Annotated in this window: 13 protein-coding genes; 10 read left to right on the plus strand and 3 right to left on the minus strand. The window is 68.3% G+C overall.

Going from position 1 to position 13,428, the window contains the following annotated elements; genetic code table 11:
- The first annotated feature begins 140 nt into the window (after positions 1–140).
- The 3 genes from N5079_RS26615 (at position 141) to N5079_RS26625 (ending at position 2,861) form a co-directional block, all read left to right on the plus strand.
- Positions 141–1,049, plus strand: coding sequence for a VOC family protein (locus N5079_RS26615; protein ID WP_261586842.1), 909 nt, complete (start codon positions 141–143; stop codon positions 1,047–1,049).
- 208 nt (positions 1,050–1,257) lie between these two features.
- A complete protein-coding gene (locus tag N5079_RS26620; protein ID WP_261586843.1) occupies positions 1,258–1,965 on the plus strand; it encodes an alpha/beta fold hydrolase in 708 nt (235 codons plus the stop codon).
- 113 nt (positions 1,966–2,078) lie between these two features.
- The gene (locus tag N5079_RS26625) at positions 2,079–2,861 is read left to right on the plus strand and encodes an enoyl-CoA hydratase (RefSeq protein WP_261586844.1); all 783 of its coding nucleotides are present in this window, start codon (positions 2,079–2,081) and stop codon (positions 2,859–2,861) included.
- 177 nt (positions 2,862–3,038) lie between these two features.
- Here N5079_RS26625 and N5079_RS26630 read toward each other — a convergent pair whose 3' ends face one another.
- Positions 3,039–3,203 carry a hypothetical protein gene (locus N5079_RS26630; RefSeq protein ID WP_261586845.1) on the minus strand — a complete coding sequence of 55 codons (165 nt, stop codon included), beginning with the start codon at positions 3,201–3,203 and terminating at the stop codon, positions 3,039–3,041.
- A gap of 415 nt (positions 3,204–3,618) precedes the next feature.
- Between N5079_RS26630 and N5079_RS26635 the strand changes: the two genes are divergently transcribed.
- The 5 genes from N5079_RS26635 to N5079_RS26655 all read left to right on the plus strand — a co-directional run bounded on the left by N5079_RS26635 (position 3,619) and on the right by N5079_RS26655 (position 9,811).
- Complete coding sequence (locus N5079_RS26635; RefSeq protein ID WP_261586846.1) at positions 3,619–5,424, plus strand: FAD-dependent monooxygenase; 1,806 nt, start codon at positions 3,619–3,621, stop codon at positions 5,422–5,424.
- Positions 5,424–6,266: a fumarylacetoacetate hydrolase family protein gene (locus N5079_RS26640; protein ID WP_261586848.1), complete on the plus strand. Its 843-nt coding sequence runs from the start codon at positions 5,424–5,426 to the stop codon at positions 6,264–6,266. Before N5079_RS26635 ends, N5079_RS26640 begins: the two co-directional genes overlap by 1 nt.
- 734 nt (positions 6,267–7,000) lie before the next feature.
- Positions 7,001–8,908, plus strand: coding sequence for a hypothetical protein (locus tag N5079_RS26645; RefSeq protein ID WP_261586850.1), 1,908 nt, complete (start codon positions 7,001–7,003; stop codon positions 8,906–8,908).
- On the plus strand, positions 8,905–9,501 hold the full coding sequence (locus N5079_RS26650; protein ID WP_261586852.1) for a hypothetical protein: 597 nt from the start codon (positions 8,905–8,907) through the stop codon (positions 9,499–9,501). Before N5079_RS26645 ends, N5079_RS26650 begins: the two co-directional genes overlap by 4 nt.
- Positions 9,502–9,508: 7 nt before the next feature.
- Positions 9,509–9,811: a hypothetical protein gene (locus N5079_RS26655; protein ID WP_261586854.1), complete on the plus strand. Its 303-nt coding sequence runs from the start codon at positions 9,509–9,511 to the stop codon at positions 9,809–9,811.
- Between the two features lie 58 nt (positions 9,812–9,869).
- On the opposite strand, the gene N5079_RS26660 is transcribed toward N5079_RS26655, so the two are convergent.
- Together N5079_RS26660 and N5079_RS26665 are read right to left on the minus strand one after the other, a co-directional pair.
- The gene (locus N5079_RS26660; protein ID WP_261586855.1) at positions 9,870–10,646 is read right to left on the minus strand and encodes an SAM-dependent methyltransferase; all 777 of its coding nucleotides are present in this window, start codon (positions 10,644–10,646) and stop codon (positions 9,870–9,872) included.
- A gap of 126 nt (positions 10,647–10,772) precedes the next feature.
- Complete coding sequence (locus N5079_RS26665) at positions 10,773–11,489, minus strand: hypothetical protein (RefSeq protein ID WP_261586856.1); 717 nt, start codon at positions 11,487–11,489, stop codon at positions 10,773–10,775.
- A gap of 152 nt (positions 11,490–11,641) precedes the next feature.
- Between N5079_RS26665 and N5079_RS26670 the strand changes: the two genes are divergently transcribed.
- A complete protein-coding gene (locus N5079_RS26670; protein WP_261586857.1) occupies positions 11,642–12,031 on the plus strand; it encodes a hypothetical protein in 390 nt (129 codons plus the stop codon).
- On the plus strand, positions 12,018–13,428 hold a 1,411-nt coding region (locus tag N5079_RS26675), incomplete at its 3' end, for an NB-ARC domain-containing protein (RefSeq protein ID WP_261586858.1). The genes N5079_RS26670 and N5079_RS26675, both read left to right, overlap by 14 nt.

A 13,428-nucleotide genomic window follows, 5' to 3' on the forward strand; every position in this document is an offset into this window, starting at 1 on the left:
GTCGGCCCGGGTGACCGGGGCAGTCTGAGCACTCGCGACCGGAGGGCGCCGTCCGGACGGGCCGCAAGCCCGGGCCCTCCCCATCGCGCGTGGCGCACCCGTCACCGCGTCATACCGGTTCGACCATGAGGAGAAGCCCCGTGTCGCTACACCGCCTGACCGATATCACCCTCGGCGTCCCAAACGTTGAGGAGACAGTCGAGTACTACACCACCTACGGGCTCATCCCCCAGGAGCCGGTGACTCCGGGGGAGCACTGGTTCGGCACCGTCGACGGAGGTCCGCGGCAGCTGCGCATCGTGGAGACGCCGGTCCGCAGGCTGCTTGCCGTGGGTATCGGCGCCGACGATCAGGACGACCTGGGCCGTATCGCCGAGTCCCTGAAGCGCTTCGACGTGGCCAGCGATGTGGACGGCGACCGGCTCACGACCACCGAACCGGTGACGGGCCTGACCGTGACCGTCTCGGTCGCTCCCCACATCCGCCCGAAGCCGGCTCCTGATCCTCATCTGCCCAACCACCGGGCGCGGTCGGTGCTCGCGATGTTGGCGGACGAGCCCGTGCGTCCGCGCAAGCTCGGCCATGTCTTTCTCGGATCGACCGACGCCGAGACCACGCAGCGGTTTTTCACGGACGGCATCGGGTTCAAGGTCAGCGATGAGGTGCGCAACGCGGCGACCTTCATGCGCTGCTCGACGGACCACCACAATTTGGTGGTGGGCGCGTCGCCGGTGAACTACCTGCACCACAGCTCGTGGGAGGTCGCCGACGTGGACTCGATCGGCCGCGCGGCGAAGGCGGTCCTGGAGGGCCACCCCGAGCGGCACACTTGGGGCTTCGGACGGCTCGCGGTCGGCTCGAACTACTTCTACTACCTGCGCGACCCCGCGGGGAACCAGTGCGAGTACTACTGCGGGATGGACGAGATCACCGACGACCAGGTGTGGGAGCCCGGCGTGTTCGAGGTCGGAGCCGTCTGGGGTCCGCCCATCGCCCCTTCGCTCATCAAGCCCGACGACCTTGCCGAGCTGATGGCCGGTTCGCACTGACGAGACTGCGCCAAGACCGACAGGACTGCACCGAGCCCGGGTGGAGCGCGGTCGGTTCCATGGGTTGCTGGATCACGCGCTCGCATAAGCAGCCTGCGCCTGGCGGCGCCGTCGCCGCCGGGCGCAGGCCCGTCCCCGATCCGCCGGCCCCGCCAACCCCTCCGACCTTCAGAGCATTCGCCGTACGCGGCCCAGGAGACCAAGACTGATGAACAGCGACACCACGACTCAGCAGATCCAGCTCTACCCCGAGCTGCCCCTGACCCTGACGAAGACCGGTTCCGGCCGACCGGTGCTCGTCCTGCACGGCGGCCACGGCCCCGCCAACGCGGGTCCGGTCCTCGACCACTTCGAGGCGACCTCCACCGTCATGCTGCCGACCCATCCGGGCTGGAACGGCACGCCCCGGCCGGACTGGTTCTCCGGCGTGGACGACCTCGCCAATGCCTACCTGGACCTGCTGGAGGACGAGAAGCTCGACGACGTCGTGGTCATCGCGACGTCCTTCGGGGGCTGGATCGCGTCCGAGATGGCGCTGCGCGACCGCGGCCACCGAATCAGCAGGATGGTGCTGATCGACCCCAACGGCCCCGAGATCCCCGGATACAAGATGCAGCTGGACTGGGAGCAGCCCGGGGGCCGCCCCATGCCCCCCAACATGCACGTCGTGTACGCCTACGCCGGGCAGTCGCTGGGCGACCCGAAGCTGCTGCGGCGCCTGCGGCGGGTCCAGACGCCCATCCTGCTGCTGTGGGGGGAGAACGACCCGCTGTACCCGATCGAGTACGGCCGGGCCTTCGCCGCGGCATTTGGCAACGCCCGGTTCGAGCTCATTCCCGGTGCCGCGCACATTCCGGTGCACGAGGCCCCCGAGGCCACGTTTGCCGCCATCGACGCCTTCCTCGCCGCTTCGTGAGGCGCTCGGATGCCGGCGCCCGCGCATGCGGCGCCGGCCCGGGACCATTCCGGGCGGAGGCGTCGTGGCCCTCAGCGCGGTGGCCCGCGACAGCCCACCCCGAAAGGCCGGCAGTGAGCATCCGATCAGACCTGCTCATCGAACGTCTCGACCCGGTCCTCCGAGTGACGTTCAACCGCCCGGACACCCTCAACGCGCTCACCCCGGAGATGCTCCACGCAGCGGCGGATGCCGTCGAGGTGGGCGGCGGAGACCCGGACCTCCGGGCGGTCGTCATCACCGGTGCGGGCCGGGCCTTCAGCTCCGGGGCCGACCTGAGCGTGCGTGCGGATCCGTCCTACAAGGGCGGATCGGGCACTCTCGACGGCGTGAACCGGCTGGTCCGCACGCTGCGGGAGGTGCCCAAACCCGTGCTGGCCGCCGTCAACGGCCCTGCTGTCGGGGGTGGTTGCTCGGTCGCACTCGCCGCGGACGTCATCCTCGCCCGCGAGTCGGCCTACTTCCTGCTTGCCTTCGCCAACGTGGGGCTGATGCCCGACGGCGGCGCCAGTGTGCTGGTCCCCAACGCCATCGGCCGTGCCCGTGCGGCCCGGATCGCGATGCTGGCGGAACGGGTCCCCGCGCCGCTCGCCGCGGATTGGGGGCTGATCAGTCATGTGGTGCCGGACGAAACCTTCGACTCCGAGGTGGAGCAGTTGGCCGCACGGCTGGCGCAAGGCCCGACCGTGGCCTACGCGCAGACCAAACACGCCCTCAACGCCGCGACCCTGGGCCAGTTGGAGCAGGCGTTCGCCATCGAGAAGGCGGGGCAGACCATGTTGACCGGTACGGCCGACTTCGCCGAAGGCGTCGCGGCGTTCCTGCAGAAGCGGAAGCCCGGCTTCTCCGGCAGGTGACGCCCGGTGGCGTCCGGTCGAGCGGGTGGCCGTTCCACCATGCGTCCAGCCGGATCAGGTTGAGCGCGAGCGCGGAGTGGACGCGTTCGAGGTGGACTTCCTTGAGGCCGCGGGCATGGCGGATGCCAGAGGGCAGATGCCTGCCGATTGTCCCACTCGATGCCGAACGCGGTGCGGTCACAGCCCGCTCGGGCACGAGCCCGGGGCGAGTAGTGCCTGGCCGCTCACCTCCAGCACCTGCTTCACCCAGCCCTGCGCGGCGGCCGAGATCGCCTCCGGCGCCGCGCACACGCGCTCCCCGGCCGGCTCCAGCCGGTTGAGATCGCGGATCGGGCCCAGCACGTGTGTAGAGTCGGTGGGCTGTTTCCGCGCGCCTTGACCAGGCATTTCACGCTCAGACGGGCCAGCGGCACATCCAGCGCCCGCTTCTCCAGCCCATGGGCGACCACGCGGGACCGGAACTTGGACGCCATCGTGTGGTCGAACCGCCGGTCGGTCAGGTTCCCGGCGAACCCGGGGCCGCCGCAACAGTGTCGGCTGCGGATATCAATCACGGAGCCTTTTCGTATTAGACGGGAAACACCGGGTTAACCTAACGTTTCCCACGCCTGGGTGTGAGACGGCGACGAGAAGCCGTATCGCCTCTTCATATCAGCGCCGACCGGGTCGGCGCGCCCCGGCCGGGAAGTGGATTCCGGCTGGAATTTCCTCAGCTTCGTTTCCTCCGAATGACACAAATGCCAGGGAGTGGTGCCACGTGTCAGAGAAGATCGATGTTCACGTTCCGGTCCTGATTGTCGGTGGTGGCGGGGCCGGACTGACCTCGTCGATCCTGCTGTCCAGGCTGGGCGTCCCCTCGTTGCTCGTCACCCGCTACCCAGGGACGACGAACCTGCCTCGGGGGCACATCCTCAACCAGCACTCCATGGAGATCCTGACCGACATGGGGGTCACCCCCGAGATCAGGGCCAAGGGGGCGCCGCCGGAGAACATGAGGGGCGTCGCCTGGTATTCGGGGCTCGCGGGTGGCGGCCCGGAGGACGCGCACGGCCGTCTCCTCGGATTCGTGGAGGCCTGGGGCGGGGGTTACACCGACCCCGACTACATCGCCGCAAGCCCGGAGGCGATCGCCAACCTCTCCCTGCTGCGTACGGAGCCGATGCTCAAGGCGCACGCGGAGAGCTACGCCGAGGCGACGGTCCGGTTCAACCACGAATTGGTCGGCCTCGAACAGGACGCCGACGGGGTGACCTCGACCATCCTGGACCGGGGCACCGGCGAGACCTACACCGTCCGCTCATCTTACCTTCTGGGTGCGGACGCCGGCCGGACGGTGGGCGAGTTGGCCGGCATCAAGGTGACCATGCATGAGCGTATCCGTAAGCTGGTCAGTCTTTACCTGTCCATGGATCTGTCGCAGTACCTCCCCGGCGACGACTCGATCCTCACCTGGGTTTTCAACCCCGAGTACCCGGAGCACCTGGACTTCGGAGCCGTGCTCGTGCCGCAGGGCCCCGAGCGGTGGGACCGCCACTCCGAGGAGTGGCTGCTCGCGGTGTCCCGGCCGGACCTGGACGCGTCGCAGCCTGAGCTGATGCTGCAATGGGCGAGTGAGGCACTGGGAATCCCGGACCTCGACCCGGAGATCATCTCGGTGAGCGAGTGGCACCTGGAGCGGTTCCTGATCGACGACTTCCGCGCCGGCCGCGTGTTCATGGTGGGCGACGCCGCGCACCGTGTTCCCCCGTCGGGTGGCCTCGGCCTCAACAGCGCGATCCAGGATGTCTACAACCTCTGCTGGAAGCTCGCCGCGGTGCTGGCCGGGCGCGCCGGAGACGGTCTGCTCGACACGTACACCGTCGAGCGCCGGCCGGTCAATCTGAACAACATCGAGACCTCGACCAAGAGTGTCGGCGGCCAGATGACCATGGCCTCTTCGCTGGGAGTCTCGCCCAGCAAGAGCGCCGAGGAGAACTGGGCGGAGCTGCGCAAGTTCTGGGACGACGATGTTCCCGGCGCCGCCGAGCGGCGGCACGAGTTCAACGAGTGGCTCGGTGAGAGCACGCTCGAATACCACCAGCACAACGTTGACTTCGGCTACACCTACGACTCCGCCGCGGTTGTCGGTGACGGATCCCCGGCCCCGGTTTCCCCGGACGAGATCCGTCTGTACCAGCCCAGCACCCGGCCGGGTCACCCGCTGCCGCATGCCTGGGTGGAGCGTTCCGGTAAGCGGCTGGCCCTCCGCGAGCTGATCCACGGCGGGCACTTCGCCCTCATCGCAGGCGAGAAAGGCCAGGCATGGGTCGAGGCAGCCGAGAAGATCGCGCAGGAACGGGAGATCCCGCTTCGCGCCGCCCGGGTGGGCCTCGGCAAGAACGTCGATTACATCGACATCCGGTTGGCATGGCAGCGGAACCGCGCGATCTCGCCGGAAGGCGCCATCCTGGTCCGTCCCGACGGATACATCGCCTTCCGCTCGATCGAGGCAGCCGACGACGCGCTGTCCACGCTGACGGCCGTCTTCAACCAGGTCCTCGCCACGCCCGGCCAGGAGGACTGATGCGCGTCGGCAACCTGTCCGGCCGGCTCACGGTGTTCACCGACGCGGGAGCCGTCGACGTCGAGAAGGTCAGTGGCGGGCGGTTCAGCGCTGACCCGCGCAGTGCGTACGAGCAGTGGGACGCGTTCACGGCGTGGGCAGCGGAGGCGGTGAGCGCCGCCGACGCGGTTCCCTACGCGATCGAGGACCTGGGCGCTCCTTCGCCCCGGCCTGCCCAGGTGTTCGGGATCGGCGTGAACTACCGGGCCCACGCCGCCGAGGCGGACATGTCGACCCCTGAGTTCCCCGTCGTGTTCACCAAGTTCCCCACGTCGATCACGGGCCCCTTCAGCGAGGTCGTGCTCAGCGGGCCGAGGGTGGACTGGGAGGCCGAGCTCGTCGTCGTGGTCGGCAAGCCGGCCCGCAACGTCCCGGCCGAGCGGGGCTGGGACTACGTGGCCGGACTGACCGTCGGTCAGGACATCAGCGACCGCACCGAACAGATGAAGAACCAGATGCCGCAGTGGAGCCTGGGCAAGTCCTTCCCCGGCTACAGCCCCATGGGGCCATGGCTGGTCACCCCCGACGAGTTCGCCGATCCGGACGACCTCGACCTCGGTTGCGCCCTCAACGGAGTGGAGATGCAGCGGTCGGCTACGTCCGACCTGCTCTTCCCCGTACCGGCCCTGATAGCGGAACTGTCGGCGAAGCTCCCGCTTCTCCCCGGCGACGTCATATTCACTGGTACTCCGGGCGGGATCGGAGCGACCCGCAAGCCGCCTGTTTTCCTCAAGGAGGGTGACGAGCTCGTCACCACCATCGAGGGCATCGGCGAGATCAAGCAGCGCTTCCGCTCCGCCTGACGCGTACGCTCGGCCGCGATTCCGACCCGGGAGCCCTGCTGCCCGGTGGTCACCAACCCGCAGGCCGTCTCGCTGCGCAAGGAGCCGCCGGGCCCGCCTCACGCGGGGGCGGGTGTGAAGCGCGGACCCACGGCCGCGTGCCCGTGATCACGCCACAGCCGTGCAGTCACAGCGGCCGCACCCCTGCCACGGCCTCGCCTTCCATGGCAGGGGTGCGGCCCCGTTCATCGCGTCGATCCTGACCCCACCGTCGCCATCCACCCCCAGCTCGTCGTCTCGCTCCCGGAAGGAGAGGCCGCCCTGGCCCGTTATCTCATGCCGCACACGGCGCCGGCCTCCACACCGGACCTGGCCGAATGGCGCCCCACGCCCCACCCCGTGTGACCCGGAGCTCAGCCGGGCCATGACCGGAAAAGGCGACGAATGGGGAAGAATGAATTACCATATCGGCCCCAAAGGGATCTTTACTAAAAGGCGGATGCAAATTAATCTTGCCGCCTGAGTTGTCGCGTTTCGTTCAACCGACCGCGCTGGAGTCCGCTGCTCTCATGACTCATCCCTTACCCGGGCCCTCCCCGAGCCCTCAGCCGTCCCCGAGCCCTCCGCCGGCTCCTGCTCCGCGAACCGGTGGCCCCCAGCCGTCGCCTTCTGCCGTACCGCCTTCGGGCCCGCAGCCGTCTCCCGCGCCGTCGCAGGGTGTAGACGGGGGGTATTCGGGGATCAACCCCGTCTTGATGGACGACTTCGAGAGAGGGCTCGGCAGGGCGGAGGAAACGCTGGGCCGCAACGAGCCGCAGATTCGCCGTGTGCTTCAGCGGCTCAATCTGGACACCTCGGGGCTGGGTGTGCTGCGTGAGGCGCAGGGCTGGATGGGAACCAGCCGTCCCGATCTGCGACGCCGTAGTGAGACGATCCGCAGGCAGACCACAGGGTGGAGCGGTTCCTCCGGCGTGCCCGGCGGGTTGTCGTCGTTCGATGAGGCGTTGTACGGCAAGGCCGCCCATGATCCCGACCTTTACGCCGCCGTGGTCGCGGTGAGCGAGGCCGCCGAGAAGGGCGAGGTCGACGAGCACACTCTGGCGGAGCTGGAGAAGCGGACGGGAGACGCGACGTTCGCCACCGCGTTGATGAACGCGTTGGGGGCTGCGGAGTTCCGCCGGCTGATGGCGAAGACCGTGGAGCACCAGGACGGCAAGGGTGTGACGCGGCTGCAGGTCGCCCTCGGCAAGACGCTGGGAACGGCCAGCTCGCACCTGAGCGGCACCTGGCGCGACGAGCTCACCTCCGGCCTCGCCGTCGGATGGAACGAGGCATACGGGATTTCGCTGGCGCTGAAGCACGGCACGTTCGCCACCGCAGTCCTGCTGGATGTGGTCAGGAAGATCGACGCTTGGGTGCGCGAAGCCTCCAAGACGGCCGTTGACAGGGATCCGGGCGTCATGGTGTCCGTCATGGAGGCGCTGAGCCGCGATCCCGCAGCGGCTCAGGACTTCTTCATCGGTGATCCCACCGCGTTGAAGCACTTCCTGACCGAGCGGGACATGGCCGACGGCGGTGTGGCGCTGGGCAAGGCGCTGGAGGCCGCGACGCTCACCTTCCGCGATCACGACGGCTCGCCGCAAAATCCGTCGCGCGGCTACCTGTCGGCCAAGCTGGTCTCCGAGTTCGTGCACCTGGAGGCCGAGCGGATTGAGAAGGGTTATCCCCCCACATCGTTCGTATGGCCTGTGGCCACCGGTCATATTCTCGCCGGCTACATCAGCGACATCGACCGTGCTGCTCAGGAGAGCGACGATACCAACGCAGGTGGAGTCCGGGGTGAGGACAACCCGAGTGCCCCAGGCCTGGACGTGTGGGGCCCACGATTCGCAAAAGAGGAGCTGCGCCGGGTGATGCAGGAGGCGTTCGCGGACGCCGGGGCGTTCGCTCCTGTTCTGGCCGCTCAGACGGCTTTCAGTGGATGGCTACTTGACCATGGCGCCGCCGAGATGGCCGCCGGGCGAGGTGACGGCATGCTGATGACCAACGCGAAAGGGTCCGGAGCAGGTTTCGGATTGATCACCGATGCGGCGGGGCTGGCCAAGATCGAAGAAGGGAAGACGCTGGACGAGGCGCAGCAGCGGAACGTGAAGGTGCTGACGGCGGTGCTCAACACCGGACTCGCTTTTCCGCAGATGGCGGCCGGGGCGATCACCGCCGGTGTCGTCGGGGCGTGGACCGGCTTGGTCGAGGACAGCGTCAAGGGCAACGCGGAGACCAACGCCCGCAGCGAGGCGAACGCCGCCGTGGACAAGACGCGGACCCTCGTACACGATCTCACCGTCCAGGCGATGCTCAGGCACGGGCTGTTCGGGTCGGCCGAGCCCGCAGCCCCGACCCATCCCTGGGCCTCGCTGGAAGACCTGCGCAAGGGAGACGATCCCCGAGACAATCCCAACAACTTCCTCAAGGACGACGGCCGGACGCTCATGACCAGGGAAGAGATGATCGATAAGACGGCGACCAACAGCACAGACGAATACCGGAGGGTGGATGCCTACAAGCGGTGGCTCGACCTGGGGCCGTCGGGCAAGCCGTGGCGGGATGTGGAGGGCCCGCTGGACCAGGGCTACATGAAAGGCTTCGGGCAGTACGGATCATGAGAAGAACCCGGCTCGCCATCGTGACGACGCTGATTTGTGGAGCAGGCATGTTGACCGGCTGCCAGGGCGAACACAGGCCGGTCGACCGTACGCCCCTGCCGACCGTGGCGGCCCCGCCGTACATCTGTGAATACGTCCCGCTGCGCGCCGTGGAGTTGATGACCGGGGTGCGGGATCCGCTCGTGCGCGGCTACTTCGACCTCACCAGTGCCGGAGGCCTGGGCGACGGAGTCTGTGCGGTGTATCAGCGGGGCGGTGACCGGCTGAAGGTGCTGCTGGTCGACCTCACGCCGGGAGGCTATCCCGGGCAGATCAAGGAGGACCTTGACGGCGGTGCCTCGCCGTTGCCGGAGATCGTGCCCGGTTCCATCGGCTCCTACTTCAGGCGTGCCAGCGGTGAGAACAACGCCGCATTCGCCCGGCTTGTGCGGGGCAAGGCGGAGCTCAGCGTCCAACTGGAGATTGGTGTCGAGGGGCGGAACAACGCGGCGGACGTGGCGGCGTTGATGAAGCTGATCGCGCCGAAGCTGATCACGCCGGCCAGCGCCCCTTCGGCAAGCCCATCCACGTCCCCCTCACCCAAGAAGGGTTGATCAGGTCATGGCCGAGCTGGTGCCCAATCCGCTCTACGAGGCGTTGGAGGATGCCTTGCGCGTAGTGGAGCCGCTGGTCCATGAGATCGAGGCGGGCGTCGAGGCGCCCTACCAGGCATTCCACTCCGGCCACGTGTGGACGGGGCCGACCGCCAAGGCCTTCGACGCACAACTCGCCCACTACCGCACATATGTCCGCAGCTCGGGAGACAAGATTCTCTCGGACCTGCACGAGGCACTGGCCCGCACACCACATGAGGTTACCGCCGAAGAAGCCAAGACCATCATGAGCAGGTACGGCTTGCCGTAAGGCAGGCAGACGCAGGGCCAGAACCTCGTCCAGCATCCGCTATTCCGGCTCGGCCGCGTTACGGCTTCCGCGCCACCGCGCCGTACGCGTCGATCGGCTTGGCGTCGCCGACCTCGGCCGGGTCGGCCCGCCAGAGGGTGATGGACGCGAGTCCGGGATCCACGAACTCCAGCCCCTCGAAGTACCGGCCAAGTTCCTGCAGGCTGCGCAAGTTGTAGGGGATGGCTCCGGTTTCCGCGAGTTTCTCGCCACCCTCATTGATGGCCTCGCCGGTGTTCGAGCCGTCCCACGCCACCAGGTAACTACCGGAGGGGACCGCGGCCATCACCCGGGCGATGATGGAGCGCAGTTCGTCGAAGTCGGCGACGTAGCCGAGCACGCCCATGAACATGACGACGATCGGCTTCGTGAAGTCCAGGACGTTGCGGGCATCGGCGATGATGAGGTCCGGGTCGTGCAGGTCGGCGTCCACGTACGTGGTCACTCCCTCGGGAGTGGTGTTTACCAGCAGCGCACGGGCATGCGCCAGCACCAGCGGATCGTTGTCGACATACACGATGCGAGACTCGGGCACTATCCGCTGAGCGATCTCATGGGTGTTCTGCATCGTCGGCAGCCCCGTGCCGATGTCGAGGAACTGATGCATCCCGAGCTCGCCGGCCAGGAAACTGACCGCACGGATGAGGAACTGCCGCGACTGCTTGGCCATCGTGACGATATCCGGATACACCTCGGCGACGGCATCCCCGGCCACACGGTCCACCTCGTAGTTGTCCTTGCCGCCCATCCAGTAATTCCAGATGCGCGCCGCGTGCGGCACATCAGACCGAATCATCAAGCGCCACCGTCATCAGGGCGATCCTGGGCCGGCCTTCATGCGCCTCACCAGCCGGGCCAAGTGGTGGGCGCCGGGACCGCTCCGCCGGCTCCGCGCTCGCATCGGCCTGTCGGACTGATCACATCAATCACTGCTTTCGCGTCGGCTCCAGACGCGGTGGACTTCCCGTGCGTCTGAGACTTCCTGAGCCACTTCGGGGGAGCCGGCGGAGAAGAACCCGGTCTCCAGGATCGCCGCTGGAGCCGGCCCGGTGATCCAGTTCTCCAGGAGCGCGTACCACTCGGCGTCGTGGGCGACAGCGGTGGTGAAGTCCTGCATGAGCCAGGCCATGTGGCGGGCCGCCGCCTCGGTGGTGTTCGACTCCCACTCGGCCAAGTGGGGAGCCAGATCAAGCTCAAGACCGTCCGCGATGATCTCGATCAGCGTCATGACGTCGACGTCGCGTGGATAGTGGTTCAAGGTGTGCCGCCACCACGCGCCGACGATGGCGACGATGGCGTCCTGTTCCGTCTGTCTCCAGCTTCGCCAGCTGACGGTGACCCACCTCATGAGCGAGTCGGCGAGCAGGGTGCCGTCGAGCTCTTCGAGGATGAGCAGTTCAAGTAACCGTGGCAGGTAGTGCTTGAACTCTTCCATATCTCCCCAGGTGGACACGGCGTTCCAGGCGTACGCGTCCAAGGCTGATGCGGTGAGCATGTGGAGGGGAGCGGAGCGCGCGGACTGAACGTCCTCCGGTGATACGCAGTGATCGCACACCTGCGTCTTGGTCGGAAGCGGATATCGGGAGAAGGCCACGTAGAGACCATCCAGCGCGCGGCCGAGATCCGAAGACGTGTCCACGCGTGGATGCTAGTGCCTCCGCCTGTGGGTCGGCGTGAGCGGAGTCCTCATGAGCTCGTCCAGAGGACCGGCGGCGTTCCCCATCCGTCGTCCGCGCATGGCTCGCCGCGCCGAATCGTGGTACCGATAGGGGGACCGTGAAGGGGGAGTCTGTGGAACCGCTTTCTTTGGTGCTGGCGGCTCTCGCGGCGGGGGCGACGGCCGGTCTCTCGGACACCGCGAGCGCGGCCGTCAAGGACGCCTACGAGGGGCTGCGGGGACTCATCGCACGCAAGCTGGGCGACGGCGACGACGCCGAGCTGGTCGAGTACGAGGCGGATCCCAGCGAGGAGAACGCCGCCGTCCTTCGCGCCAGGATCGCCGAAATCAAAGCGCACCACGACGAGCCGATCGTCGAGGCCGCCAGGTCCGTGCTCGTCCTAGCCAGGGCGGATCAGACCGGCTCCGGCAAGTTCGTGAACAACATCGAGGGCGGCGTGCGCGGCTTCGTCCAGGGAGACCATGCCAACGTACGCATGACCTTCGGCGATGACGACGCCTGAGCCGGCCGCCGAAGTCCGGCAGACGCACATCCACGGTTCGGTTTACGGGTTCGTCCAGGGCGACCACAACACGGTGACGATCGTCTTGAACGGTGAGCCACGCACGGTCCCGTTCCTGGCCCCGCCTCCCGCGGCGCACCCTTTCATCGGGCGCGATGAGGTGGTCGCGGCGGTCAGGGAGCGGCTCCTGGCCGGCGGCACCACCGCCCTGAGCGCTCTGAACGGCCTGCCGGGCGTCGGGAAGACCGCGCTGGCGGTCGTCCTCGCGCACGATCCCGCCATGCTCTCCCGGTACGCCGACGGCGTGCTGTGGGCGGGCCTGGGACGGACCCCCGACGTGGTCGCGAGCCTCGCGGCCTGGGGCGCGGCGCTCGGGGTGGCGGCACAGGATGTGCCGGCCCCGGCCGGCGTCGAAGAATGGGCGCGCGCCGTCCACGCGGCGATCGGGCTGCGGCGCATGCTGCTCGTCGTGGACGACGCCTGGACGGCCGAGGCGGCCTTGGCGTTCCGGCTCGGCGGGCCCAACTGCGCCCGGTTGCTGACGACCAGGGTCCCGGAGGTGGCCGCCCGATTCGCCGGGGACGCGGTCTGCCGAATCTCCGAACTCGAGGAGGCGGACGGCCTGCTCCTGCTCGAGGCGCTCGCCGGAACGGCCGAAGACGAGCGGGACGCGATGCGCGAACTGGTCCGTCTCGCGGGCGGGCTGCCTCTGGCGCTCACGCTCATGGGGGGATACCTCCGGGTTCGCACGGCGGGTGGCCGCCGGGAGCGTCTGCGGCGCGCCATCGAAGAGTTGGGGACGGCACGGGAGCGGTTGCGCCTCGCCCAGCCGCAGAGCCCGATCGAGAGGCATCCGAGTCTGCCCCTGCACGTCCCGCTCTCGCTGCTCGCCGTGCTGGAAGTGAGCGCCGCCCGGTTGCGCCCGTCCGCCAGGAGGACACTCACCGCACTCGGCTGTTTTCCGTCCAAGCCGAGCACGTTCAGCACCGCCGCCGCCCTGGCCGTCGGCGGCGGGACCGAGGATGACCTCGACGAGCTGTCCGACGCCGGTCTGGTGGAGGCGAGCGGCGCCGACCGGCACACGCTGCACCAGACGGTGAGCGACTACGCCCGGGACGGTCAACCCGCGGAAGCGGAGGCGGCCGGGCTGCGGCTCATCCGGTTCTTCGTCGCGTTCTTGGAGGGCGAAGTGGGCGGGGACCCCGACGGCATCGACCAGGAGCTCTCCAACATCAGGGAGGCCCTGCGGCTCGCGCACGAGCAGGGACGACGCGAGGATCTCGTGCGCGGGATGCGCGCGGCCTTCCCCCTCCTGGAGGGGCGCGGTCTCTACAAGATGGCGGAGACCCATCTGCGGCACTCGATCGCCGCCGCGCGGGATCTCGCCGACCCCGCCG

It is taken from the genome of Planotetraspora sp. A-T 1434, assembly GCF_025420585.1.
GTDB lineage: Bacteria > Actinomycetota > Actinomycetes > Streptosporangiales > Streptosporangiaceae > JAOEGB01.

Coding starts and splice junctions, on each gene's coding strand:
- N5079_RS26620 (WP_261586843.1), top strand. CDS start 1,258: ATGAACAGCGACACCACGACTCAGCAGATCCAGCTCTACCCCGAGCTG.
- N5079_RS26640 (WP_261586848.1), top strand. CDS start 5,424: ATGCGCGTCGGCAACCTGTCCGGCCGGCTCACGGTGTTCACCGACGCG.
- N5079_RS26645 (WP_261586850.1), top strand. CDS start 7,001: ATGGACGACTTCGAGAGAGGGCTCGGCAGGGCGGAGGAAACGCTGGGC.
- N5079_RS26650 (WP_261586852.1), top strand. CDS start 8,905: ATGAGAAGAACCCGGCTCGCCATCGTGACGACGCTGATTTGTGGAGCA.
- N5079_RS26655 (WP_261586854.1), top strand. CDS start 9,509: ATGGCCGAGCTGGTGCCCAATCCGCTCTACGAGGCGTTGGAGGATGCC.
- N5079_RS26660 (WP_261586855.1), bottom strand. CDS start 10,646: ATGATTCGGTCTGATGTGCCGCACGCGGCGCGCATCTGGAATTACTGG.